The sequence below is a fragment of the Shewanella sp. 0m-6 genome (genome assembly GCF_052977325.1).
Map to the genome: position 1 here is coordinate 247,277 of NZ_JBRIMD010000002.1, position 26,259 is coordinate 273,535.

At 42.3% G+C, this 26,259-nt stretch carries 26 protein-coding genes; 19 read left to right on the top strand and 7 right to left on the bottom strand.

The window, feature by feature from the left end; translation table 11 throughout:
• The first annotated feature begins 182 nt into the window (after window positions 1-182).
• Window positions 183-1,142 carry a transporter gene (locus ACVBJC_RS02710; protein ID WP_447159165.1) on the top strand — a complete coding sequence of 320 codons (960 nt, stop codon included), beginning with the start codon at window positions 183-185 and terminating at the stop codon, window positions 1,140-1,142.
• A gap of 144 nt (window positions 1,143-1,286) precedes the next feature.
• Here the strand turns inward: ACVBJC_RS02710 and ACVBJC_RS02715 are convergent, their stop codons facing one another.
• Window positions 1,287-2,432 carry a ribosomal protein uL16 3-hydroxylase gene (locus ACVBJC_RS02715; protein WP_447159164.1) on the bottom strand — a complete coding sequence of 382 codons (1,146 nt, stop codon included), beginning with the start codon at window positions 2,430-2,432 and terminating at the stop codon, window positions 1,287-1,289.
• A gap of 197 nt (window positions 2,433-2,629) precedes the next feature.
• On the opposite strand from ACVBJC_RS02715, the gene ACVBJC_RS02720 reads away from it, so the two are divergent.
• Window positions 2,630-3,271, top strand: coding sequence for a 3'-5' exonuclease (locus tag ACVBJC_RS02720; protein WP_447159163.1), 642 nt, complete (start codon window positions 2,630-2,632; stop codon window positions 3,269-3,271).
• Window positions 3,272-3,521: 250 nt separating this feature from the next.
• Here ACVBJC_RS02720 and ACVBJC_RS02725 read toward each other — a convergent pair whose 3' ends face one another.
• Window positions 3,522-4,217: a DUF3334 family protein gene (locus ACVBJC_RS02725; protein ID WP_447159162.1), complete on the bottom strand. Its 696-nt coding sequence runs from the start codon at window positions 4,215-4,217 to the stop codon at window positions 3,522-3,524.
• A gap of 209 nt (window positions 4,218-4,426) precedes the next feature.
• Here ACVBJC_RS02725 and ACVBJC_RS02730 point away from each other — a divergent pair, with 209 nt between their 5' ends.
• The 14 genes from ACVBJC_RS02730 (at window position 4,427) to ACVBJC_RS02795 (ending at window position 16,585) form a co-directional block, all read left to right on the top strand.
• Entirely contained in the window at window positions 4,427-6,067 is a 1,641-nt protein-coding gene (locus tag ACVBJC_RS02730) for a methyl-accepting chemotaxis protein (RefSeq protein ID WP_447159360.1), read from the top strand.
• A gap of 101 nt (window positions 6,068-6,168) precedes the next feature.
• Entirely contained in the window at window positions 6,169-6,555 is a 387-nt protein-coding gene (locus tag ACVBJC_RS02735; protein WP_447159161.1) for an ACT domain-containing protein, read from the top strand.
• A 67-nt stretch (window positions 6,556-6,622) separates the two neighbouring features.
• Window positions 6,623-6,880, top strand: coding sequence for an HPr family phosphocarrier protein (locus tag ACVBJC_RS02740; RefSeq protein ID WP_442529487.1), 258 nt, complete (start codon window positions 6,623-6,625; stop codon window positions 6,878-6,880).
• A 10-nt stretch (window positions 6,881-6,890) separates the two neighbouring features.
• Complete coding sequence (gene ptsP, locus ACVBJC_RS02745) at window positions 6,891-8,594, top strand: phosphoenolpyruvate--protein phosphotransferase (protein ID WP_447159160.1); 1,704 nt, start codon at window positions 6,891-6,893, stop codon at window positions 8,592-8,594.
• Window positions 8,595-8,655: 61 nt separating this feature from the next.
• Window positions 8,656-9,165 (top strand): PTS glucose transporter subunit IIA, encoded by a 510-nt coding sequence (crr, locus tag ACVBJC_RS02750; RefSeq protein WP_447159159.1) that lies wholly within the window; start codon window positions 8,656-8,658, stop codon window positions 9,163-9,165.
• Between the two features lie 145 nt (window positions 9,166-9,310).
• Window positions 9,311-9,700, top strand: coding sequence for an ArsC family reductase (locus ACVBJC_RS02755; protein ID WP_447159158.1), 390 nt, complete (start codon window positions 9,311-9,313; stop codon window positions 9,698-9,700).
• Complete coding sequence (gene dapE, locus ACVBJC_RS02760) at window positions 9,697-10,842, top strand: succinyl-diaminopimelate desuccinylase (RefSeq protein WP_447159157.1); 1,146 nt, start codon at window positions 9,697-9,699, stop codon at window positions 10,840-10,842. Before ACVBJC_RS02755 ends, dapE begins: the two co-directional genes overlap by 4 nt.
• Entirely contained in the window at window positions 10,833-11,516 is a 684-nt protein-coding gene (locus ACVBJC_RS02765) for a M15 family metallopeptidase (RefSeq protein ID WP_447159156.1), read from the top strand. The genes dapE and ACVBJC_RS02765 overlap by 10 nt, the downstream gene beginning before the upstream one ends.
• Before the next feature lie 46 nt (window positions 11,517-11,562).
• Complete coding sequence (locus ACVBJC_RS02770) at window positions 11,563-12,405, top strand: alpha/beta fold hydrolase (RefSeq protein WP_447159155.1); 843 nt, start codon at window positions 11,563-11,565, stop codon at window positions 12,403-12,405.
• A gap of 6 nt (window positions 12,406-12,411) precedes the next feature.
• Entirely contained in the window at window positions 12,412-13,020 is a 609-nt protein-coding gene (can, locus tag ACVBJC_RS02775; protein WP_447159154.1) for a carbonate dehydratase, read from the top strand.
• A 206-nt stretch (window positions 13,021-13,226) separates the two neighbouring features.
• On the top strand, window positions 13,227-14,411 hold the full coding sequence (kdnA, locus tag ACVBJC_RS02780) for an 8-amino-3,8-dideoxy-alpha-D-manno-octulosonate transaminase KdnA (protein ID WP_447159153.1): 1,185 nt from the start codon (window positions 13,227-13,229) through the stop codon (window positions 14,409-14,411).
• Between the two features lie 82 nt (window positions 14,412-14,493).
• Window positions 14,494-15,564 (top strand): 3-deoxy-alpha-D-manno-octulosonate 8-oxidase KdnB, encoded by a 1,071-nt coding sequence (kdnB, locus tag ACVBJC_RS02785; protein ID WP_447159152.1) that lies wholly within the window; start codon window positions 14,494-14,496, stop codon window positions 15,562-15,564.
• Window positions 15,565-15,632: 68 nt separating this feature from the next.
• On the top strand, window positions 15,633-16,370 hold the full coding sequence (kdsB, locus tag ACVBJC_RS02790) for an 8-amino-3,8-dideoxy-manno-octulosonate cytidylyltransferase KdsB (RefSeq protein ID WP_447159151.1): 738 nt from the start codon (window positions 15,633-15,635) through the stop codon (window positions 16,368-16,370).
• Window positions 16,371-16,390: 20 nt separating this feature from the next.
• Entirely contained in the window at window positions 16,391-16,585 is a 195-nt protein-coding gene (locus tag ACVBJC_RS02795) for a DUF2897 family protein (RefSeq protein ID WP_447159150.1), read from the top strand.
• 86 nt (window positions 16,586-16,671) lie between these two features.
• On the opposite strand, the gene ACVBJC_RS02800 is transcribed toward ACVBJC_RS02795, so the two are convergent.
• The 4 genes from ACVBJC_RS02800 to dapA all read right to left on the bottom strand — a co-directional run bounded on the left by ACVBJC_RS02800 (window position 16,672) and on the right by dapA (window position 22,997).
• A complete protein-coding gene (locus ACVBJC_RS02800) occupies window positions 16,672-19,764 on the bottom strand; it encodes an efflux RND transporter permease subunit (RefSeq protein ID WP_447159149.1) in 3,093 nt (1,030 codons plus the stop codon).
• A complete protein-coding gene (locus ACVBJC_RS02805) occupies window positions 19,761-20,843 on the bottom strand; it encodes an efflux RND transporter periplasmic adaptor subunit (RefSeq protein ID WP_447159148.1) in 1,083 nt (360 codons plus the stop codon). Before ACVBJC_RS02805 ends, ACVBJC_RS02800 begins: the two co-directional genes overlap by 4 nt.
• A 168-nt stretch (window positions 20,844-21,011) precedes the next feature.
• Window positions 21,012-22,109, bottom strand: a complete 1,098-nt coding sequence (gene bamC / locus ACVBJC_RS02810) for an outer membrane protein assembly factor BamC (RefSeq protein WP_447159147.1) — start codon at window positions 22,107-22,109, stop codon at window positions 21,012-21,014.
• 3 nt (window positions 22,110-22,112) lie between these two features.
• The gene (gene dapA, locus ACVBJC_RS02815) at window positions 22,113-22,997 is read right to left on the bottom strand and encodes a 4-hydroxy-tetrahydrodipicolinate synthase (RefSeq protein ID WP_447159146.1); all 885 of its coding nucleotides are present in this window, start codon (window positions 22,995-22,997) and stop codon (window positions 22,113-22,115) included.
• Between the two features lie 239 nt (window positions 22,998-23,236).
• On the opposite strand from dapA, the gene ACVBJC_RS02820 reads away from it, so the two are divergent.
• Window positions 23,237-23,773 carry a glycine cleavage system protein R gene (locus ACVBJC_RS02820; protein WP_447159145.1) on the top strand — a complete coding sequence of 179 codons (537 nt, stop codon included), beginning with the start codon at window positions 23,237-23,239 and terminating at the stop codon, window positions 23,771-23,773.
• A 20-nt stretch (window positions 23,774-23,793) separates the two neighbouring features.
• Window positions 23,794-24,264 carry a thioredoxin-dependent thiol peroxidase gene (gene bcp, locus ACVBJC_RS02825; RefSeq protein ID WP_447159144.1) on the top strand — a complete coding sequence of 157 codons (471 nt, stop codon included), beginning with the start codon at window positions 23,794-23,796 and terminating at the stop codon, window positions 24,262-24,264.
• A gap of 119 nt (window positions 24,265-24,383) precedes the next feature.
• On the opposite strand, the gene ACVBJC_RS02830 is transcribed toward bcp, so the two are convergent.
• Window positions 24,384-24,998 carry a LysE/ArgO family amino acid transporter gene (locus ACVBJC_RS02830; RefSeq protein ID WP_447159143.1) on the bottom strand — a complete coding sequence of 205 codons (615 nt, stop codon included), beginning with the start codon at window positions 24,996-24,998 and terminating at the stop codon, window positions 24,384-24,386.
• Between the two features lie 133 nt (window positions 24,999-25,131).
• Here ACVBJC_RS02830 and ACVBJC_RS02835 point away from each other — a divergent pair, with 133 nt between their 5' ends.
• Window positions 25,132-26,022 carry a LysR family transcriptional regulator ArgP gene (locus tag ACVBJC_RS02835; protein ID WP_447159142.1) on the top strand — a complete coding sequence of 297 codons (891 nt, stop codon included), beginning with the start codon at window positions 25,132-25,134 and terminating at the stop codon, window positions 26,020-26,022.
• Window positions 26,023-26,259 lie beyond the last annotated feature (237 nt).

Sequence of the window (26,259 nt, forward strand, 5' to 3'; positions counted from 1 at the left end):
TAGATTAACAAACTCATACAACAAAAACTGAGATTAAATTCATTTTTATTCTATATTGCCGCTTGATAATCCCTGTAAACTCGCTAACTTAGTCTAAAAGCAGCAATAGTCATCAACTGAGCAAACAGGAAGTCGCCTGGAGTCATATATCCACCTCGCCTAGTCGATTTAAAGGAATAAGATTGGTAAAGGATCAACACAATAACACTGATAATCTAAGGCCTAGCGCACAGCGCTGCACTTTCGTGCGTGGGCACTTTACAGGGTTCATATTAACAATCACTCTCTTTACCCCCTATTGTGCAGCGCAAGATTTAGAGCCTCGCAGCTATACCAATATTCCTATTGGTATGAACTTTATCGCCGCTGGCATGGTGCATTCTCAAGGCGAGCTATCTCCTGCGCCATCGGCACCAATAACTGACGCCAACTTAACCATTAATGCAGCGGTAGTTGGCTATGCCCATAGCTTTGCTTTGGCTGGTAGCTCTGCAAAATTCGATATGTCTACGACACGAGTCTGTTATAAGGGCAGCGCAACATATAATAATGAACAATTAACAGCCGATCGTTGTGGATATGGCGATCCTACGATGCGGCTTACTTGGAATTTTTATGGCGCTCCTGCATTACAGGCTAAGGATTTTGCGAGTTGGAAACAAGGGATCGTTATTGGCACAAGTGTTCAAATTAGCTTGCCTATTGGAAGCTATGATCCTGCGAGGTTATTAAATGCGGGCAGTAATCGCTGGGTATTGAGGCCTGGGGTGGGAATGTCTCATAAACTTGGTAACTGGTATTATGATTTGATCGCCTCCGTTCGACTATACGGTGATAATAATCAATATGTTAGCAATGTGACTTTAGAACAAGCGCCCCAATATACACTTCAAGGGCACCTTATCTACAATTTCAATTCTGGTCATTGGCTCTCGGTCAATGGCAACCTATTTTTTGGTGGCGAGACGAGTAGAGATAAAATCGAATCGTTAGATGAACAACGTAATTCGCGTTTTGGAGTGACTTACTCTTTTCCTATTACTTTGCAGCACAGTGTTAAATTGTACGCCAATACAGGTGTTATCACTGAGGTAGGAAACGATTTTGATACCTTTGGTGCTCTGTGGCAATACCGATTTTAAAGGCTGAATGTCTATCCTAAAAATAAAGCTCAGTAACCCAATGCTACTGAGCTTTGTCGATTGTCATTCATTCTGCTGCCTGAATATTCGCTCCGTCCGCTGTATTCAAGAAGCAATAATTCAAGAAGCAATACTCAATAGCCGTTATTCAACGTCATCAAAGTACCAAAAACCGGCATTAACCCACTGAGTCAGCAGTTCCATAACTTCTTTGTCTTCCAGCCAGTTTGAGATGTCATCTAACGTTAACATTGGCTTATTACAAAGAGTTTCAATTAGTCCAGGTTTGCCTACACTAAACTGGATTTGCTCGCCATTGAGATACATGACACCTGCCGCTAAGGTTGCTGAAAAATACAGACAACGCAGGCCACCTAAGCGGTTAAGGGGTTGCTCTTCAATAATAGCCTTAATATCTTCAACATCAAAACCAAGTGGGCCTTCAGGTAAATCCAATTCGCACTTAGATTGAGTCAAATAACGGCCACTAAACTCACTGATCAAGGTATCATCCAAGGTTTCTATAAGCTGCTGCTTAATTCGGCCTAAGTCTTGCTCATCTATCAAACCTGAATGCTGGCTTAAGCTGCGCTCAGGATCGCGAATTTGCTGTGCGCCCATCTCTTTATCAATGAGGTGATCGGCAAGTGCACTCACCATATCCTTTGCAGAAGCCGTACGGTAACCAACTGAGAAACTCATTGAAGGCTCTAAAGTGACACCATCGTGAGGAAATCCCGGTGGCAAATAAAGAATATCGCCAGGTAGCAATTCAACATCAATGATAGGTTCAAACGCTTCGGTGTGTAGCAAAGCCGGATGCGCCGCAAACTCTTTATGTGGCCCTATGTCTCCTACTCGCCATCTACGACGACCCGAGCCTTGACAGATAAATACATCATATAGGTCGATATGCGGACCGACTCCACCACCCGGAACAGCATAACTGACCATAACGTCATCTAAACGCCAACGTGGAATAAAGTCGAAACATTTTAGTAAATCTTCAGCTGCTGGAACCCAGTTATTAAGCGCCTGAACAATTAAAGTCCAATCTGTTTCACCTAAGTGTTCATAAGACTCAAAAGGCCCAAACTCAGCCTGCCAGTTGCCATCTTGTTGATACACTCTGCGAGATTCCACCATTTCATCGCACGCAAGGCCCGCCATCTCATCTGGAGACAACAGATCTTGAAAGTTTTTAAATCCTTGGCGGATCACTAATGGTTTCTTTTGCCAGTATTCTTTAAGAAACTGCTCTGGGGTTAAGCCGTTTATATCTAATTGCATGTTGCATACTCACTAAAATTTGTGTGAATGCTACCAAAAAAGCCCAACAAAAAATCTCGGGTAGATCATGAAAACATGCTTAATTTGTACAGCTATTGGGCTAATCAGCCCAAAGCTTGAAACTGAGTAATAACTTGATTGACTGTCTATTGAGGATCAATACAATAGCGAGCAAACATTTTTGATGATGATTCAACTTGGCCAATATAACTCTCTCACGCCCAATTCAGCCTGCCGACACCGTTATCGTGCTCGACTTTGAAACAACAGGTCTATCTCCTACTCAAGGTGACCGAGCAATTGAAATCGGTGCCGTCATGCTAAAAGATGGTAAAGTCATTGATAGGTTCCAACAACTCATGAACCCTGGTTTTAGAGTCAGTGGCTTTATCGAAAATTACACCGGGATCAGTAATGAGATGTTGAGTGACGCGGATGCTTGCGAAACTGTGATGGCGCAATTTGCAGACTTCATCGGTAGCTACAATCTCGTCGCCCACAATGCCTCATTCGATCAACGCTTTTTGGATGCGGAACTACAACGGGTTGGCTGTCATTATCCTGGTCAATTTGCCTGCTCAATGTTAATTGCTCGTCGGTTGTATCAAGACGCACCCAATCATAAACTTGGCAGTTTAATCCATTATAAAAACATCCAACATGATGGTGTATTTCACCGTGCTTTAGCTGATAGTGAGATGACCGCCGACCTGTGGTTAGCCATGCTTGAAGATTTACACTCAAAATACCAGATCAAGCGACCTGACTTTTCCTTATTACAAGCCATTGGCAAACAAAGCAAAGCCAGTGTTAATCAATATTTAACGCGTCAGCGCTAACCCCTCCCACTGTTAAATAGCTGATTAATCAGAGTTCAAACCAGAGCTGACAGGTACCGTAATAAAACAGGTAACTGTCATCTCTAATTTGAGCGACTACAGCTAATACTGTGTTTCTCATCTTCAGACACAACGATACAAATCACTTCGATGAGCCTAATCAGCACTTATAACGACTAAACTCTATAGACTTAAACAGTTAACGTTTAAATACTCAACTTTCAAATGGTTGGAATTCAAATTGCCAAGTTTAAATGCCTAACTCGTCGAGTAAATCATCGGCATCCGTTTTGGCTAACGTGACCTTTGCTGATTTATGGGCTCTGACTTCTGTGCCCATTAATTGACCATGCTCAGCCAGCAATTCATCTAAATCAAACTCTTCATCAGTTTCAAATTCACTTAACTTGATAAACTCCGTTTTATCCATAGCAAACTCAAGATAAAAGACATGATTACGTTGCGTCTTAAAAGACACTCTTCTTGCTACTGCTTCGTCTAAATTTGTATCGATAGAGATTGTCAGCTCTTTATTAATTGTCAGCATCTTTGGCTGGCTTTGGCTAATACTCGTTTGTAATTCTTTACTGATTTTATTAATGAAGTCACCCAAAATCTGATTCATCAACTCGCCCATGACGTTACCGACTTCATCAGAGGTATGGGAGAGGGCTAACTCAGCTTCTGGCATGCCCATGTTCAACATATATTCGCGGTAGATCTCTAATGCCGCAGGCGCAGAAAAATTAATCACAACCAGTCCAGAGAAGCCGCCATCAAAAATTGAAAAGCACCCTAAATCGGGCTTTAAACAAGTTCTAGTAATAGATTGAACCATACCTGCGTGGGTAATTTGACTATGAGTGGTGCTTGATAACACATGAGAAACGGAGTGGCATAGCTTTAATAAAATATCGTCGGTGCTAACGGAGACTGTGGATTGCATAAAAAGACCCTATGAAAAAATAATCGACGTTATATTGCCCCACAACATTAACAAAACAAAGTAAAACCCGAAAACATCAGCAATAAATACGTATAAAGTGATGAAAGGATTGAGTTAACATTTTTAAAATAAACATACTGTTACTGTTCCCCTACCTCGGCATAAAGGGTAAATTGAACCCACGTATTCGTAGGCAGAACAAGAACTATATGATCGCTCTACTCAGACAATTTACGATTCTACAACGTTTAATTTTAATGCTAATGCTGGCTGCAATCGGCACTGTTTGCTTTGCCAGTTTTTCAATAAACGAACAGTACAATAACCTTGTGGCGCAAAAATGGTTGCAAAACGACGGTCAAATAAACACTGCAATCAGTTTAATTGAAGCAGGTAAAAAACAAGTCGATGCTCAAAAAGTCAGTTTAGCGGCAGCACAAGTAACGACAACGGAACTCATTAACCAAATACATTTTGGCAATGATGGCTACTTTATGATTTTAGATAGCGACCATACCATTATCGCTAATGGTGCAGATCCAAGCGCTATTTCTAAAAATATAAACTCACTGTTTCACTCACAAGCTGCGAGTGAACTTGAAGCATTGTTAAATTTATCAACCAGTCAGTCTTTCGCTAAGGCTCAAATCGATTTCCCTAACCCCACAACCGGTCAACTAGACGCTAAACTCATAGAGGCCAGACAATATGCCCCCTGGGGCTGGACGATTATTACCGGCAGTTACATGAGTGATATTCATAGCGTCATGTATTCAATGGCGTTCGACTACCTCGTCATTATGTTAATGATCTCCATTCCTATTTTCCTGTTTTTCTTGGTGCTCAACATCTCTATCACCTCCCCGTTAAAAGAAGCAATTAGCGCCATGAAAGATATTGCTCAAGGAGAAGGCGATTTAACTAAAAAATTGCCTACCAAAGGTAAAGATGAAGTCGCTGAACTTGCCGAAGCGTTTAATTTATTTGTCATCAAAATTAGAGATATGGTCGCACAGCTTCAGCCTATTGGGGAAGATCTAGACCTAGATGCCCAACGGTTACTTAACGCCGCAGAAGAATCAAATGATAGTGTCGAGCACCTTCATAGAGAAACCTCCAGTGTCGCCACGGCAATCAATCAGATGCTATCGACGACTCAAGAGATGGCCAGTAATACTAACCAGGCAGCAGAAGCGGCTAATAGTGTAAAACATCAAGCCCAGCAGAGTATGTCTATGATGGATGCTACGCTTGATAACTCTATGCATCTTGCTGACGAACTTAAAAATGCTCAGCAGATCACTCACGCGCTTGGTAGCTCGTCATCTCAGATTGGCAACATCTTAGATGTGATTCGAGGCATTGCCGATCAAACTAACCTACTTGCGCTTAATGCAGCAATTGAAGCTGCCCGAGCTGGTAGTCATGGACGGGGATTTGCGGTCGTCGCAGATGAAGTTCGTGCCTTAGCTAACCGTACTCAAGATTCGACTAATGAGATCCAAAACATCATTAAAGAGATCCAGTCTGGTGTAAACAGTGTTGTTGCCAGTAATGAGCAAAATCAAAGTCAGTCTCAACAAGTGCAGACTCAAGCTAAAGAGGTGAGCGATTCGCTGACTGACATTTTAGGCTTGATTGCGCATATTAGTGACATGAACACCCAGCTTGCCAGTGCAACAGAAGAGCAATCTATCGTTACTGAAGAGATTAATCGCAACATCTGTTCGATAATCGAATTAACGGAGGTGTCAGTCAAAGCGAATGAAAGTAACCACAATGCTGCAATGTCACTGCAAACTATTAGTAAAGATTGCGCCCGTACGTTAGGCCAATTCAAAATAAGCTAAAGTTACAAGAGCGTGAGGGGCTGTAATTGCCCCTTACGCTCTTTTGAAATTATGATAAGCTAAATTCACTGAAGAGATATCTTTAAAAGTGAATTGAAATTATGGCTCGCATGACTTTAGCTATCCATCCGGAACTCTACACTATCCATAGTTTTTCAACAGACAGTGGGATCTCGCCTGATATTTTTCAACAAGATATGTACTTCATTGGTAAAACCAAAGATGAGATCTCTGTTGTCGTCCCTGCGACGTTAATACTCGATAGCATCGAGCAAGAAGATGACTGGCGCTGCCTTGAAGTCATTGGTCCTTTAGGCTTTTCAATGACGGGCATTTTAGCCAATGTCTCTAGCACTCTGGCTGACGAAAAAATAAGTATTTTTGCCATATCGACTTTTGATACCGATTATATCTTAGTCAAAAAAGACACTTTATCGGCGGCAACTAAAGCACTTAAAAAGAAAAATTACCAAATCATTGATTATTAGTTATTGTCTTTTTGAGTTAGCCCAAATAGCAAAAATACAATTGCACCAACTTTAGAGTGTTTCATTCATGTATGAAAAGAGCGTGATTATTACAGCTAAACATGGGATCCATACCCGCCCTGCAGCTCTTGTAGTGAAAAAGGCCAAATCTTTTGACTGCAATATCACTGTAGAATGTGATGGTAAGCACGCGAGTGCTAAAAGCTTATTCAAACTGCAAACCTTAGGGCTTTATTATGGCGTATCGGTCAGAGTCTTCGCAGAGGGAGAGCAAGCACAACAAGCTGTAGAAGAAGTGTCAGAACTACTCATTACATTAAGTTAAGGGTTTAGCTATGTCGATTACAGGGATCGCAGTTTCATCGGGTATCGCTTTTGGTCAAGCGTTACACCTTAATTTACATCATGAAAAGGTTGATTACCGGTTAATTCCAAAATCTCAAGTTCCCATCGAAATACACAGACTAAAGCACGCATTTGACCTTCAAAAACAACATTTAACTCAAGGTCTAGAGAAGCTTCAACCTGAAACCAGCCACTTTGATTTAATTGAAGCTGATCTGCTTATATTAGACGATGAGGATCTGTTAGAACACATTGAACATACCATTTCAAGTTTACAAATTGGCGCAGCATTCGCCATAGAGAGAGTATTCGACCAGCAAGCCAGCGAATTAGCACTATTAGATGATCCCTATCTTGCCAATCGAGCTCAAGACGTAACATGCCTCGGTAGTCGACTCATTGCTCGTTTAAACGGAGCTCAACATCTAGATCTAAGTCAACTCACTCAAGATACGATAATATTTTCTCACGATTTGACCCCTGCTGAATTTGCCATGCTACCTCTTGAGCATATTACCGGTGTCGTGCTCAATACCGGCGGCCTGACAAGTCATACTGCAATTTTAACTCGTAGTGCTGGGCTCCCTGCCCTGTTAAGTTGCCAATATGAAGCCGCTCAGATTAACAATGGCACTCAGGTAGTGTTAAATGCGAATAAAGGTGAGTTAGTTGTTGACCCCAACAAAAAACAGCGGGCTCATTTACAAGCCCTAAAGCAACTAGACTTTCAGCGTAAACAACAATTACTCACTCTTAAAGATTTGCCCACAGAAACCTTGGACGGTCACCGCATTTCCTTATTAGCTAATGTAGGTAATCTAAACGAGGTCAGTCATTTAGCCGATGTGGGCGCCGAAGGAATTGGCTTATTTAGAACTGAATTCATGTTAATGAATACCAGTGCTTTGCCCGATGAAAAAACTCAATATCACTTCTATTGTGATGCGCTGCATTTAATGGAAGGTAAAACATTTACCTTACGCACCCTAGATGTCGGTGCCGATAAAGAGATCCCCTGCCTTGGAACAATCATTGAAGATAATCCAGCGTTAGGCTTAAGGGGGATCCGTTACAGCTTGGCGCATCCAGAACTGTTCAAGACACAAGTGAGTGCGATTTTACGCGCTGCCAATCACGGCTCTGTTCGTCTAATGTTTCCAATGATCAATCAGATTGAAGAGTTAGAGCAATTACTAGGTTACGTTGAAGAGTGTAAAGTAAGACTAATTGAAGCAGAGAAAGGCTTTGGAGAGCTAACCTATGGCATCGTTGTTGAAACGCCTGCTGCCGTACTTAACCTTGAGTCTATGTTGCCATATCTTGACTTTATCAGTATTGGTACAAATGACCTCGCTCAATACACCATGGCCGCCGACCGAACCAATCCATTACTGACCAAAGAATACCCTTCTCTGTCCCCTGCGGTGCTTAATCTTATCCAAACCACCATAGATATCGCCAAAGAACACCAAATCACCGTGTCGCTGTGCGGTGAATTAGCAAGCGATCCAAATGTAGCGCCTTTACTCGTTGGAATGGGAATAGACGAGCTCAGCGTTAATTTAGGTTCATTATTAGAGGTTAAGTCGGCATTACGTGATATAAGTTATCAAACATGCTTGACGATAGCCGAACATGCGCTAAAAATAAAAAGAATTGACGAATTAAAACTTTACATTAATGGTCGGTCTTAATAGCTATGATAGTAACAGTAGCCTTACTCGATAATAATAATGATTCCAAGGGGCAAATTAAATGGGATTTTTGAGCCGTATTAGACGCCTTATTTCTGGACAGAGTGACATAGCGGGCATAGTCAATGTGTATGCTCCAGTGAGTGGAAAAATCGTAGACGTTGAAAAGGTACCCGATGCCGTATTCTCTGAGAAGATTGTCGGTGACGGATTGGCAATCGAGCCAAAAGGCCACCTTATTTTAGCTCCAATTGATGGCACCATAGGAAAAATATTCGAAACAAACCATGCGTTTAGCATCGAATCTACACAAGGGCTCGAAATATTTGTACATTTTGGTATTGGTACCGTCGAACTCAGAGGCAATGGTTTTAAACGATTAGCCGAAGAAGGCCAAGAAGTTAAGATGGGCGAGCCAATACTAGAATTTGATCTCGACTATTTAAAAGAACACGCAGATAGCCTTCTTACACCTGTGCTTATCGCCAATATGGAAGACATTCAATCCATAGATAAAAAACAAGGCCATCTAGAAGCAGGAAAAGACATCATTTTTTCAGTCAAACTTTAACGCCTTAACCCGTATTACATATTAACCAAAGCCTAATATTTATTAGGCTTTTTCATCATTGCAATTCAAGCTGGCCATTGGGCATTGAATTACGCTCAACAAGGGAAACATGACAACAATTCCCCCTTGAGCAGAGCCAAAAGCAATGACACAATGCAGACAACTTATAAAAACAAACTGGAGTACCCTTTTGACACTTTTCGGAATTAAGAATTGCGATACTGTACGTAAAGCCCGTAAATGGCTTGAAGCTAACCAACTTGAAGTTGCTTTTCATGATTTTCGTGAAGATGGGCTCAGTACTGAGCAAATAGAACAATGGGTCAGTGCTATCGGCTGGGAAGCCTTATTCAATAAAAGAAGTACCAGTTATAGAAATCTAACGGATACAGAAAAGAATGACATCAATGAGAAGAAAGCTGTAGCCTTGATGGCACTCTACCCAACCTTGATCAAGCGCCCTGTTTTAGTGGTGAATGGACAAGTCCAGGTTGGTTTTAAAGAAGCAGACTATCGCACGTGGTTCAACCTATGAGTCAAACTACAGACTCGCCAGTACTGTCACTGGCCAAAGACTTAATTTCTCGTCAATCGGTCACCCCTTTAGATGAAGGGTGTCAGCAACTCATGGCTGATAGATTAGCCGATGCAGGCTTTAATATTGAATCTATGGTCTTTGAAGACACCACCAATATGTGGGCTCGTAGAGGCACTCAATCTCCTGTTTTCTGTTTTGCCGGCCATACTGATGTTGTGCCAGTAGGCGATTTAAAACAATGGCACACGCCGCCGTTTGAGCCTGTTGTTATCGATGATTATCTTCACGGCCGAGGCGCCGCAGATATGAAAGGCTCACTCGCTGCAATGATGGTAGCAGCCGAACGATTCGTTAAACGATTTCCAGATCATCAAGGTTCTATTGCCTTTCTCATTACCAGTGATGAGGAAGGTCCTTTTATTAATGGTACAACTCGCGTCATCGATACCCTCGAAGCGCGCAATGAAAAAATCACCTGGTCGCTGGTGGGAGAACCTTCATCTACCCATAAACTGGGTGATATCGTTAAAAATGGTCGCCGAGGCAGCCTAACAGGCAATTTAACCGTTAAAGGGATCCAGGGACACGTTGCTTACCCTCATCTTGCTGATAACCCTATTCATAAAGCCGCTCCAGCACTGGATGAGCTTGCAAGAATGAAATGGGATAATGGTAATGAATTTTTCCCGCCGACTAGCTTTCAAATCGCAAATATCAATGGTGGCACTGGCGCATCAAACGTGATCCCAGGTGCGTTAGAGGTGATGTTTAACTTTCGTTACTCCACTGAAGTCACCGCCGAGATCTTAATCGCACGAGTACTCAATATTTTAGACGCTCATGGTTTAGAATACGATATCGATTGGGTCTTCAATGGCTTACCCTTTTTAACTGGCGATGGACCGTTATTAGAGGCAACCAAAGCGGCAATCAAAAAAGTCACAGGTACAGATACCGATCCACAAACTTCGGGTGGCACGTCAGATGGTCGCTTTATTGCGCCAACGGGTGCACAGGTTATTGAGCTTGGCCCAGTTAATGCCACTATTCACAAAGTCAACGAGTGCGTGAAAATCTCAGATCTTGAGTTACTGACTGATTGTTATGAAGCCATTTTGGAAAACTTGCTGTGCAAGTAACACAGCCTTCTTTATATGGCCTTGAAGACCAACACCTGGTTGAATGCTTAGGTCACCTTTTAGAAGTAAACACAGCGGCTGCATTTTTAACAATGCAGCAAGCTGCGTTAACTGCAGGTCTTGATATTCAGATCTGCTCTGGACATCGAAATTTCGATAGACAGCTAGGGATTTGGAACGCCAAAGCCAGTGGTCGACGGGCAGTATTAGACAAATCCTCTATGCCGGTATCAATTGAGCATCTTTCTTCAAATGAATTAATCGATACTATCCTTTTATGGTCGGCGATACCGGGAATGTCAAGGCACCACTGGGGCACAGACATCGATATCTTTGATGCCAACGGCATAGAAAAGCCAAAGTTACAGCTAGTTCCTACAGAATATCAGCAAGGTGGACCTTGTTTCCACTTGAGCCAATGGTTACACTCCCACGCAGATAAATTCGGCTTCTACCTACCTTATCAGCAGGGGTTAAGTGGCGTAAGCCCAGAACCGTGGCACTTAAGCTACTTTCCAATGTCGAAAGATTATATTAATACTTACGATATCGATGCAGTAAAAGCAATCTTGGCCAGTTGTGATATTTTACACAAAGACACAATACTTGAGCGCATAGTGCCACTGGTTAATGAGTATGTGTTACGCGTCGCCCCCATTCCTACGCAGAAATAGCCGTTAACCAAAACCAGATTTCTTCACATATATTAGAGATAACACTGTGAACATAACCGACTTTACCAGCAACTTTGCAGCAAACAGACAACAAATCAGCATTGATGGCAGCACGCTAAGCTATCTAGATATCGGCCAAGGTCCCGTGCTATTAATGGGTCATAGCTATCTATGGGACGCTGATATGTGGGCGCCACAGATAGCCCACTTAAGTCAAAACTACCGTTGTATTGTGCCAGATCTTTGGGGCCATGGTTTTTCAGGTAAGCTTCCAGAACAGACCAGAAACTTGCGTGATATTGCGGCTCAAATGCTTGAACTCATGGATAAATTAAACGTAGACTCTTTCTCCGTAATGGGCTTATCGGTTGGTGCGATGTGGGGAGCAGAGCTCGCCCTTAAAGTGCCTGCACGAGTGCAACATCTCATTATGTTAGGCAGCTTTATTGGTTATGAACCAGAGATAACCCGCGACAAATACTACGCGATGCTTGATATTATTAAAGCAGAACAAGTCATTTCACCAACAATCATTGACGCTATCACCCCACTCTTTTTTGCAACTGAGCCTAATGCAGAGCTCGTTGAATTATTTAAACAAAAGCTAAATCATTTTGATAGCAACAATATTGACTGCTTATACCAAATAGGCAGAATGATTTTCGGCCGTCGCGATACCATGGATGATGTGCATTTATTAACTCTTCCCTGCTTAATCATGACCGGTGTAGAAGATAAAGCGCGTACAGTACTCGAAGGATACTTAATGCATGATGCAATTGATGGCAGTAAATATGTCCATATTGCTGAGTGCGGCCATATATCAACTTTAGAGCAGGCCGAATTTGTTAATCAACAGATCAGCCAGTTCTTAACTGAGCTAACATAAGATCTAATGAAACTACTAAAACCACTTTTTGATAATAATCGACGCTGGGCTGGGCGGATCTTAAAAGAAGATCCAAAATTTTTTGAGCAGCTCGCTAAGCAGCAAAATCCTGAGTATCTTTGGATTGGTTGCTCCGACAGCCGTGTACCCTCAAATCAGATAATCGATTTAATGCCTGGTGAAGTATTTGTTCATCGCAATATCGCCAACATGGTTATTCACACAGATTTGAACTGTTTATCTGTGCTGCAATATGCTGTTGAAGTGCTTAAAGTAAAACACATTATGGTTGTTGGTCATTATGGTTGTGGCGGTATAAAAGCATCAATGAGCACTGAGCGCTTAGGTCTCATCGATAATTGGCTCGGGCATATTCGAGACATACACAGATTACATAAACGCGATCTTGAAAACATGGATGAAGATAAGCGATTCGATCGTTTGTGTGAGCTCAATGTCATTGAACAGGTTGCAAACGTCACCAGTACCACAATTGTTCAGGATGCTTGGGCACGAGGCCAAGATGTGGCCATTCATGGTTGGATCTACAGCGTAGAGAACGGTTTACTATCAGATTTAGATGTAACGGTTAATAAAGACACGACGAGTGAATAACGTTAGAAACGTTTAGTTTCTAAACACCAACATCAAGGTTATCTCAAGCATTTTGCTGAGGTAGCCTTTTTTTTAGCAATCGTTACTAAATTTTTACAAAATATGAGAAAAAGAGTAAGAATTCTCGCAGTTTGTTGCCCATCACAGTTATAATCGATTATTTATTTTTAGCGCAATTTTGCGCAGTGAATGCTAAGGAAATATCCATGCCTGGTTTTGAATTATTTGGTCCTGAAGAGAAACAAGAAGTCGCGGATGTAATGGAGAATGGCTTTACCTTCCGTTATAACTTTGATCATATGCGCAACGACCGCTGGAAAACCCGTGAGATGGAAGCACTACTGTGCGAAAAAATGAATGCTAAGCATGCACACCTTGTTTCCAGTGGTACTGCTGCACTGCAAACCGCAATGGCAGCCGCAGGCATTGGCGCTGGTGACGAAGTCATTGTGCCACCTTTCACCTTCGTAGCCTCTGTAGAAGCGGTATTCATGGCAGGAGCTGTACCGATATTTGCTGAAATCGATGAAACGCTTTGTCTATCACCAGAAGGTATCGAAGCAGCCATTACGCCTAAAACAAAGGCCATTAACCTAGTCCATATGTGTGGCTCTATGGCTAAAATGGATGAAATTAAAGCCGTATGTGCTAAGCATAACCTGATTATTCTTGAGGATGCTTGTCAAGCTATCGGCGGTAGTTATAAAGGTCAGGCGCTCGGCACTATTGGTGATGTTGGCTGTTACTCATTCGATTCAGTTAAAACCATCACCTGTGGTGAAGGTGGCGCAGTGATCACCAATAACGAAACTATCTACAACCATGCACATATGTTCTCAGATCATGGTCATGATCATGTAGGCAATGACCGCGGCGCGGAAGGTCACCCAATTATGGGGCTTAACTTCCGTATTTCAGAAATGAACTCGGCAATGGGCTTAGCTCAATTGCGCAAACTAGACAAAATTATTGAAATCCAGCGCAGCAACAAAAAGCTCATTAAAGACGCCATGTCAGCAATTCCTGAAGTCACCTTCCGCGAAATCCCTGATGCAGACGGTGATTCAGCAGGATTTTTAACCTTCTTTATGCCTACTGAAGCACGCACCATCGAAATCAACAAAAAGTTAGCCGAAAATGGCGTCGATGGTTGTTTCTACTGGTATGTAAACAACTGGCACTATCTGTCAAACTGGAAACATATCCAAGAACTTAAGTCACCTTCTGCGCTTCCGATAACACTTATTGAAGACAGACCCGATTATACTAAGGTGTCTGTGCCTAAGTCTGATGCCATCATGAGCCGCACAATTTCAATGCTTATCAAACTTTCATGGACGGAAGAAGAAATTAAGCAGCGTATCGAAAACATTAAACGCGCTTTTGCTTAATTAACCACACGTATCCGTCGCGTCATACAATTATGGCGCGATAGCACATTTTAATTTAATGGCCCCAACGGAGAATGTCGTAATGAGTTTTAAGAACTTCAAATGTGTACCAAAAATGATTTTTGGTCGCGGTTCATTTGCACAGCTCGATCAAGTTTTAGCTGAAGAGCGCCAAGTAGAGGACGATTTTGTAGTGTTTTTGGTTGATGACGTTCATCAATCAAAGTCACTAAGTGATCGTGTTCCAGCTAAAGCACATGACTTGGTTATTTATGTCAATGTGGATGATGAACCCACGACAAAACAAGTTGATGCACTCACCGAGCAAGTTCAAGCGTTTAACAGTAAACTTCCTGTTAGCGTAGTTGGCTTAGGTGGCGGTTCGACTCTGGACCTCGCAAAGGCTGTATCACTTATGCTAACCAACCCGGGTGGCAGTGCTGAATACCAAGGTTGGGATCTTATTAAGAACCCAGCTATTCACCATATCGGTATTCCAACCGTATCAGGTACGGGTGCAGAAGCGTCACGTACCGCTGTACTATGTGGTCCTGTGAGAAAGCTTGGCTTAAACTCAGATTACACAGTATTTGATCAGATCATTATGGATTCTGAGCTGATTGCAGGTGTACCAACGGACCAATGGTTCTACACGGGTATGGATTGTTATATCCACTGTGTCGAGTCACTCGAAGGCACCTATCTAAATGAATTTGCAAAAGCATTTGCCGAAAAATCGATGGATCTTTGCCGTGAAGTCTTCATAGACGATCATGAAGAGAAAGATGACAAACTAATGATGGCATCCTATATGGGCGGTATGAGTATCGCTTATAGCCAGGTTGGTGCGTGTCATGCTGTTTCTTATGGTCTAGGCTATGTATTAGGCTACCATCACGGGATCGGTAATTGCTTAGCATTTGATGTACTTGAGGAGTTCTACCCAGAAGGCGTTGCTGAATTCCGTCAGATGATGGATAAACACAATATCGTTCTGCCTAAGAACATCTGTAAAGATCTTCCTGACGAAACTATCGCTAAGATGGTTGCCGTCACTAAGAGCATGGGCCCACTTTGGGATAATGTTTACGGTGAAGGCTGGGAAGAGAAAGTCACCGACGAAATGCTAACTAAGTTATTCCGTCGTATCTAAACTCTCGCGTAAGCAAGAATGGGCTTCAAATGGAAGCCCATGATACTTTTTCTAAGTAGGTAAATTGAATGAATGTAACCTTATTAATCCCTGCTCGTTACGGCTCTAGCCGTTTCCCTGGCAAACCATTGGCACCAATCAATGGCAAACCAATGATCCAGCATGTATACGAGCGCGCTGCTTTAGCAAAAGGGCTTAAAGACATCTATGTTGCAACTGACGACGATCGCATTAAAGATGCCGTTGAAGGTTTTGGCGGCAAAGTTGTTATGACAGGTGCAGATGCCGCATCAGGTACAGACCGTATCGACGATGCAATTACACAACTCGGTCTTGCCGATGATGATCTTGTGATTAACTTACAAGGTGATCAACCGTTAATTGATCCTATCTCTATTGAGCAGATCATTAGCCTATTTGAACGTCATCCAGGTGAGTTCGACATGGCAACCTTAGGTTATGAGATCAGCGATGACGAACAGCTCAACGATCCTAACCATGTTAAAATGGTTTTCGATAACAATTTTAACGCCTTATATTTCTCACGTGCCCGCATTCCTTATGGCCGTGATACGACCGATTACCCGGTTTATAAGCACCTTGGTGTTTACGCTTATACCCGCAAGTTTATCCAGACCTTTGCTAAACTCCCTCTGGGCCGTTTAGAAGATTTGGAGAAATTAGAACAACTTCGTGCGCTTGAGTATGGTTACAAAATTAAAGTTGCAATCAGTGCGTTTGATTCACCAGAGGTCGATACCCCTGAAGATATCCGTATTTGTGAAGCTAGACTTGCTGTTGACTAATTGATAAGGCGATAAGCGTTATGTCAAATCTTGAAGTTGGATTACTCATTTTATTAGTTGTTGGTATTATCGCCAGTAATTTAGCGGTTTTGAAATATAGCGCCAAATTCAAAATGTCTCAATTTGGTAAAGATCATCATAAGAAAACCACTAAAGAGAAAAATGTGGCTGACAAAGATGATCAGGACCAGCAAGCTGACTCTGACAAAAAGTAGCTAGGTAATATACTTAACTATTTGGAAAACAAAAAAGGCGCTTAAAGCGCCTTTTTTATTTCTAGCAGTCAGTAGAAGAAAATGAACTACTCTGCGAGCTCTTTTTCCAACTGCTTAGCAATCAGCTCAGGTGAGCCCGTATTCTTCGCTAATAACGAGTAAGCCACAGGGATCACAAACAATGTAAAGAAGGTTGCCAGTGTAATGCCCGATAACACTACGACGCCAATAACAAAGCGTGTTTCAGCTCCTGCGCCCTCTGAAAGCACTAACGGCACAGCCCCCGCGGCGGTGGTGATCCCCGTCATTAAAATAGGTCTCAATCGTTGGCTCGATGCTTGAATTATTGATTGCTGAAACTCAATGCCTTTATCTCTGAGTTGGTTAGCAAATTCGACAATCAAAATACCATTTTTAGCGGCCAAGCCCACCAACATGATAATGCCTATCTGGCTGTAAATATTCAGGCTTTGATCCGTTACCCAGAGTCCTATTAGTGCCCCCAGCGTGGCCAGTGGTACCGTGAGCATAATCACCAACGGGTGAACATAGCTTTCAAACTGTGCCGCTAACACTAGAAACACAATGCCAAGAGCCAAAATGAATACGAAATACATCGAGTTACCCGAGTCTTGATAATCTAATGACTGCCCCTTGTAACTCACTATCGCTTCAGCAGGTAGGTACTCATAAGTTAAGCCATTTAAATAATCTAGCGCTTCGCCTAAGCTATAGCCATCAGCCAAATTCGCTTCAATCGTAATCGCACGCATACGATTGTAACGGTTTAGCTGACTTGCATCGGCGAACTCTTCGACATGCACTAAATTAGATAACGGAATAAGCTCTTTACTACGCTCTGATCGAACGTAAATATTTTCAAGATCGTTAGCCGTATTTTGATTATCTCGATTACCCTCAATAATCACATCGTACTCTTCACCATCTCTCATAAACGTCGTGACTAAACGAGAGCCTAACATCGACTCTAACGTGCGCCCTATATGAGAGATGGATACTCCAAGATCTGATGCTCTGTCTTTATCGATCACTACTCTAAGTTGTGGTTTAGTCTCGTTGTAGTCATGATCTAAGCCAACAAGGTTAGGGTTTTCCTTGGCTTTCTCAATAATAATATCTCGCCATCTCGCCAACTCTTCATAGCTTGGTCCACCTAATACAAACTGCACAGGCTTACCGACACCACGGCCAAAGGCTTGCCTCATTACAGGAAATGCACGTACGCCTGCTAAATCTGACAGTCGCCCTCTGATATCACCTATGATTTCAAATGCGCTGCGCCTAACGGCCCAATCTTCAAGTACAATAATAGCCATACCATTAGAGAAATTAGCGCTGCGACCAAACCCCCTTGGCGCACGGATAAGCAAACGTTTAATCTCTCCAGCTTCAACTAATGGCATTAAGCGATTTTCAATCTCATCCATATAAGATTCAATATATTCAAAACTGGCCCCTTGCGGTCCATTGACAATCAAGAACATTGAACCTCTATCTTCTCTTGGCGCAAATTCTTGCGGCACTTCTTTCGCCAAAAATGCGCTACTCACGAGTGCAACTAGGATCAATGATGACACCAAAAATGGGTGCTTCATCGCCTTGACTAAAATCATTCGATAGTGACTAGAGAGGCTGTCCATTCCCGAGTCAATTTTCCGAACTAACCAAGAGTCCTGCCCAGAGGGTTTTAGCACCTTAGAACACATCATTGGGCTTAACGTTAATGCCACAATGCTTGAGAAAATGACCGCTGCACTCATGGCAACCGCAAACTCTTTAAATAGTTTACCCAAATCTCCCTCTAAAAAGGTGATTGGCATAAATACCGCAACCAAAACTAATGTGGTCGCCACAACCGCAAATGCCACTTCACGGGCACCAAGGTAAGCTGCTTTTAGCGGTGAATCTCCCTCTTCTATTCGCCTGTGAATGTTCTCAAGTACCACAATTGCATCATCAACCACCATACCAATTGCTAAGATCATCGCTAGCAAGGTTAACAGGTTAATCGTATAGCCCAGTGCAAACAGTACGATAAATGTCGCCATTAAAGACACCGGCACAGTTAACGCAGGAATAAGCATAGCGCGCACACTACCAAGGAACAGATAAATCACCACGATGACTAAAAACATGGCAATAAACAGGGTTTGATAAACCTCTTTAACCGACGCTTCAATAAAGACTGAGCTATCGTATGAGCGTTTTATCTCCATACCTGCTGGTAGGGTTGGGTTAATTTGATCGACTAATTTATTCGCCGCGCGGGCGACATCCAATGTGTTAGCCGTTGATTGCTTTGACACGCCAAGACCAATCATGGCCTCGCGATTGCCTCTAAAAGTGATACGCTCCTCTTCAGAACCTATTTCAACTTTTGCAACATCACCCAGTTTAATCAGGTAGCCATCTTCCCCCTCAGCTAACACTAAATTGGCGAAATCATCAGATGTTTTAAAGCTTCGCTCCAACCTTACAGTAAAATGGCGCTCTTTTGACTCTACGCTGCCCGCAGGTAATTCTACGTTTTCCGAGCGAAGTGCTGACTCAATATCGGCAACAGTTAAGTTTCTTGCAGCTAAGGCTTGTCTATCGATCCACACACGCATGGCGTAAACCTTGCCACCACCAAGTCGCATATTCGCGACCCCGTCGATCACCGAGAAACGGTCGATTAAATAGCGTCTGGCATAATCGGTTAGCTGTAACGTAGTCATCTGATCTGACACGAGATTGAGCCACATTATCACTTCATCGCCACCGTTCGCTTTTTGCACTTCTGGTGGATCAGCTTCTTCAGGTAAATTATTCAGAAGACCTGATACTCGGTCTCGTACATCGTTGGCTGCAGCTTCAATATCTCGCCCAACATCAAACTCTAATGTAACATTCGAGCGCCCATCGCTGCTCGAGGAGCTAATATGTTTAATGCCTTCAACACCGCTAATCCTATCTTCAACGAGCTGAGTAATTCGACTCTCAACTACTGCCGCACTGGCGCCGCGATAGTTGGTTTGAATTGAGACCACTGGAGGATCAATATTTGGGTATTCTCTTAACGGCAACTTGTCAAATGCCACTAAGCCAAAAACAATCAGTAAAATACTAATAACTGAAGCGAAGACCGGTCGCTTAACCGAGATATCAGTTAAGATCATGCTACGGGCTCCACATTAGCCTGCTTTAGAAAACTAAAACGTTCGCTAAAGGTCACTTTGACGTGATCTCCTGGGCGCACTTTTAGCAACCCCCGGATCACAACTTGCTCATCAAGGACGACACCATTAATAATTTCTACCCAACCACGCTTACGTAGTCCAAGCGTAACTTGCTTTTGCTCAACAATGCCCTCGTCATTGACCACATAGACATAGTGCCTATCTTGAATGGGTATTATCGCTGACTCAGGTAATATAAGTGCTTCCCGGCTTGTCTTGATAAGCTTCACTTTCATCAACATGCCAGGAAGTAATCGTTGATCTAGATTGGGGATCTCGGCACGAACGATTACCGCTCGAGTTTTCGGATTAATACGGCTATCAATTGACACCACTTTTCCTACAAACACTTCTCCGTCAAATGCTACAGCCGTTGCTTCAACTTTTTTGCCTAGAGCCAATGCTTGTAAAAAGCGCTCTGGCACAGAAAAGTCCAACTTTATAACTGAGATGTCATCCAAAGTGGTAATGGGATTACCTGGTGAGACTAGAGCTCCGACACTGACCTGGCGCAAACCTAACGCACCAGAGAAAGGTGCCCTGATACTGCGATCACCTAGGGCCGATTGCGCCTGGGCCAGCTCAGCTTTAGCGGTATCGATTAACGTTTGCAACCTGTCTCGTTCAAGTTCTGCAATTGTTTGACTGGTGACTAAGGTGCGAATGCGTTCAAGTTCACGTTGGTGATCTTTAACTTTCACTTTTGCAACGGTAACACGCGCAAGCTGTTCACTGTCTTGAAGTTGGATCAGTAAACGTCCCTTCTGGACTAGATCGCCATCATTAAAATTAACTTTTGTCACCACATCTGTGACCTTGGGGGTCACAGTAATCGACTCGTTTGCCTTACTCGTACCAAGGGCTTCAACCTCGTCGCGTATCGGTTGTATCGCTGCTTTCGTAACAACTACATTTGGTATAGGTCGAGATTTTGTGACTTGTTCTGCCGGAGGTTGTTGCAGATAGAAATATGTGCCTAAGAGCAACAATGCACCAATTATTATTATTATTTTTTTCATGACAGCCTTAGCAAACTATATTTTTCAATTGCCGTTAGTTTACCTAGTCATAACTTTGCTTCAATACGTTTTACTTTTTCTTACAAATAATACATTTGGGTGACATTCATTTTTTAACGGTCAACAAAAAAGGAGCCAAGAGGCTCCTTTTCATTTTAGTTATTGTGACTAGCGTACTTTACGGTCTTCTTGCATCAATTCTGAGAAGCCTTCATAGACTGCAGTAACAACCTCGTTAGAAAGCGGCTCATTTTTAGCATTCAACAGGTGGATCTCTGTCTTATCATCAATGCCATCTTTAAGCTCTATACGATATGAACCCGCTTCAAGCGGTAGCTCTTTTTCGCTCCATAACGAACTCCAAAAACCAGAGTCATCCGTTATATTGATATAAAGTAGACCTTTGTTACTGTCCATATCGACAATTTCAAAGCCCATTTCAGGTAACACAATACGTAAGCGATCCCAGGTACGTTTATACTTAGCATCAGCTAACCAATAAGCTTGTTCTTCAGCATCAGCTATAAGGTTTACATCAATACCCAGGCTTTGCTTCAAGCGTTTAGCTTTAAGTGCTTTAGCACGTTCGATACTGATATAACTAATTGAATCATTCAATCTATCAATAGTATAACGACGCTTATCTTCACCACTTAATAAAATATCCTGTCGATCGCCATCATAGCTTTCTTCATGTTCTATTAGCTCAATCGTTAAATTACCGCTACGGCCATGAGGACGAACATCGACCTTATACAAATAACGCTGCTTTAGACTATAAACTTTATCGCTACCCCAGAAACTCGACTCAATCACTTGCGAGCTTTCGATCCAATCAGTCTCAATGGTTCCTAGCTCATAGTTTTCACTACGTAATGGAATAGATTTACTCGCAAAGTATTCTTTTAAAACATCAAATATCTCTTGCTTTAAATCAATATCATTATCAATCGACTCAATAACAATTTTAATATTGTCATCGCCCTCTTCTACACGCGTCCCCTCTGCCATTGGTAACACTTGTAGTGGCGGTCGAATATCAAGCTGAGTGCCAACCGCATTTTGGTCAACCTTACTACCTACATCAGGAATATTATATTCCTTACTGTAAGTTGGCTTATTCAACCCCGCTGGGATCACTAATTCAGGCGCTACGACGAGATCTTGATAGTTCTGATCTATGTCATTAGCCTGTCTTCTGTCAATGGGTGTACTACATGCAGTAACAGCTGCAACTAAAATAAGTGGAGATATTTGCTTTAGCATTTATTATTCAACCTCGATTCGGGCATTTTTCATCGCTTCTAGCAACAGACCATGAAACTCTGTAGAAAGTTCAGTTAAAGGTAAACGAATATCACCTTGACTAATTAGTCCCATTCGGTGAGCGGCCCACTTTACGGGAATAGGATTGGCTTCGCAGAACAAAGCGCTAAACAACGCTTTAATCGACTCTTCAGCAGCTAATGCAGCAGGAAGATTACCCGCTAACGCAGCGTCACACATAGCTTTAAACTGTTTTGGAACAATATTGTTCGCAACCGAAATAACGCCATTACCGCCGAGAGTTAAAAATTCTCTTGCTGTCGCGTCATCGCCACTATACAGCATAAAATCATCGCCACATAAACGGCGTAATTCTTTAACGCGAGATAGATCGCCGGTGGCTTCTTTAACACCGATAATATTTTTGACACTCACAAGTTCAGCCACCGTTTCTGGCAGCATATCAACAGCGGTGCGTCCAGGAACGTTATATAGAATTTGTGGCACATCGGTACTCGCTGCAACAGCGGTATAGTGTGCTATAAGCCCTTTTGGTGTTGGCTTGTTATAATAAGGTGTGACACCTAGCATTGCAGCCACACCAGTATTTGAGAGGCCTTTAGTTAACTCAATAGCTTCTGCCGTTGCGTTAGCGCCATTGCCACCAATAATCGGTAGTCGACCTGCAGCAAATTTTACCGTTTGCTCGACAACGGCAATATGTTCTTTTGCTGGTAGTGTTGCCGACTCACCAGTGGTGCCAACGGCAACGATGGCATCTGTACCTTGGGCGATATGGTACTCAACTAAACTTTCAAGACTCTTATAATCTACTGTGCCATCACTGTTCATTGGTGTGATTAAGGCAACGATGCTTCCGTATATCATGTGTATTCCCCAAGGGTTCAGGACTGGCTATGGTACTGATGCAATCCACTAAAAACAAGCTCTACTACGCAAGACTTAAGCATATTCATCATCAACTTGAAACATATTAAATAAGTGAAAGGATCACAATGACAAGGATCGCAAACTGATTAACTTGTGATAGCATTACTGACCACGAGAAAAATCTGTCATTCAATTGTCTATTTTTCAGACTAAACAATAATAATATGGGGTATGAAATGTCCAATCACTTGGTCGTTACTGCAATGGGGGCCGATCGCTCAGGTATTGTGAGTAAGTTTGCACGACTCGCGAGTGAGTGTGACTGCGATATCGTTGATAGTCGCATGGCACTGTTTGGTAATGAATTTACCTTAATTATGATGCTTTCAGGTTCGTGGCCGTCAATTACCAAGATGGAAACCACATTACCAAGCTTAAGTGTTGAACTTGAGTTATTAACAGTAATGAAGCGTACTTCAAAACATACTCCACAAAACTACATTTCTCGTTTAGAGGTCAACTTTAGTGGCCATGACCAACGTGGAACAATGAAAAGAATCACTCAATTCTTAGCAGATAGATCACTCGATTTGGCTGCGGTTAAATCCCATGCGGAAGAAGATGCGACAGGCAAACCCACTCAAAATATTAACCTCACCGTTAATGTGCCAGAAAAAGTCGACTTAGATAAACTCGAAGTTAGCATAAATGAACTAGCAGCAGAATTAACCCTAGAGTGCACTATTGAACGTATGCAAGGTGTTGAAAGTTAATATTGATAATGGATAAAAATATGAAAACCTTAACCGCTGGCGATACAGCGCCACTTTTTAACCTACAAAACCAAAAAGACGAAACCGTTAGCTTAGCTGAAGCGCTAAAAACCGGCCCAGTGCTTGTATATTTCTATCCAAAGGCCTCTACTCCCGGTTGCACAGTGCAGGCCTGTGGTTTAAGAGACAGTCAACAAGCGCTTGAAAACCTCTCGGTAACGGTATTTGGATTAAGTCCTGATCCCGTGGCCAAACTGGCTAAGTTCTCCGATAAGCAATCGCTTAACTTTTCACTACTGAGCGACGAAGATCATGCCATTGCCGATGCCTTTGGCGTGTGGGGAGAAAAGAAGTTTATGGGTAAGATCTATGACGGCATACACCGTTTAAGCTTCTTAATTGGTCAGGACGGTAAAGTGGCACATGTATTTAATAAGTTTAAAACCAAAGATCATCATGAAGTTGTACTCGCTCATTTAAAGAGTCATTAACTCACGGCGTTAAATTTTTGGATATTTCTGCCATCAAAAAAAGGAGCCTTTAGGCTCCTTTTTTTCCGGGACGATATCGGGTACTTTCTAAGGTTCTACTTCAGATAGTATCTTAGATACTAAACAATATAGGGATAGATTAATGCGCCAGCAATCGACCACATGGTAATACAGATAAAACGGTCTAGGTAACACCAGGCTTTAGGCTTTTTAAAGACAGGGCTTAAATATTTAGCGCCTAAACTCAAGCTAAAAAACCACACAAAAGAAGCCAAAACAGCACCAGCACCAAACCACTGCTTTTCTGTCCCTTCAAACTGCACACTAATACTGCCTAGTAACACCACTGTATCTAAATACAGATGAGGATTTAATAAGCTAATGGCTAACGTTGTAAATACGGCTTTTTTAAGGCTATCAGCAGCATGTTCTTCATCATTCTCCATACGGTTATCGTTAAAAGAGGACTTTAAGGCGGCAAAGCCATAAAACAATAAAAAAATAGCACCACCAAAGCTTGCGATATCTTTAATCAATGGAAACGCTAGAATTAAGTGACCTAAACCTGCAACACCAGCAGTGATCATAACCGCATCAATAAATGAGCAAATTGCAGCGATAGGTAACGAATGAGAACGTTTAAGGCCTTGTTTTAAAACAAAAGCATTTTGCGCGCCCACAGCCATTATTAAGCTACCGCCAATTCCCATACCTTGTATAAATGCTGTTTGCATAACTGCCTCAAAACGACCTAAATTAATAAGCCGCAAGAATAGTTCGCCTTTAAAAATAAGTACAACTACTAATATTAATCAGGTATAAGTAAAACTTATACTGCAAGCGATACTAAAGCAGAGGCAGCAAACTATGTTTGATTACGCACACCTTAAAGCACTTTCGATAGTTGTATCTCAAGGGGGGTTTGATAAAGCGGCGAAGCATCTATTCATTAGCCAATCAGCGGTTTCTCAAAGAATTAAACAGCTTGAGGATAAGGTCGGACAGTCGTTATTGGTAAGAACAAATCCTGTGCGTGCAACTGAAACAGGAAAAAGGTTACTCAGACATTATGCACAAGTACAGCTACTTGAAAGTGAGCTGCGCTCAGAAATGGATGTAGATGATCCCTCCTTACCGACCATCGTAAAAATTGCTGTAAACGCAGATAGCTTAGCGACTTGGTTTCTACCAGCATTAGCTGAGGTATTTAAACGCCATAAATGGTTATTAGAACTCATCATTGATGATGAAGCTTACACCCACCACCTGTTAAAAAATGGTGAAGCCGTTGGCTGCGTAACCACGTCTCAAATTGCGTTATCAGGCTGTAGCAGTGAGTTTCTGGGTAACATGGAGTATTTGTGTGTTGCGACACCCGAGTTTGCAAGCCAATATTTTACATCCGACTCCCCCATAGAAGACATAGCCTTAGCGCCAGCGGTCGTCTTCTCAACTAAAGATAAGCTTCACGACAAATTTTTGAATTTTTATTTCGGGATTAGTGATAACAGCTGGAGAGAACATAAAATCCCCTCCTCTGAGAGCTTTTTAGAAGCGATTAAAATGGGCCTAGGTTATGGATTAGTTGGCCATTTGCAAGCGCAAGACTTACTCGAAACGGGTCAACTTATCGAAATATTTCCAGAAAAAAAGATGCAAGTTCCACTGTATTGGCAACATTGGAATATCAAAGCAAAACAAACAAGCGTTATTTATCGTTCATTAGCAGCAAGTGCTAACCACACATTGATCATGTAGCCGAAAGCAGCTTAGCTCAAATCTATCACAGCTGTTTTAGGCTATACCCGTGTTACTTTATGGATATACTCATATTAGTTTAAGGGCATGTATACCTTTAAAGCCAACAGAGTAACCCATTGTTACACGCGATAATCCTATTAAAAAAGCAGCCTAGGGCTAATGCCGTTCACTTAAGGTGAACGGCATTTTTATTTTTGGCATACCGTTGAGGCCTTGGTTTTACTGTTCTGGGGA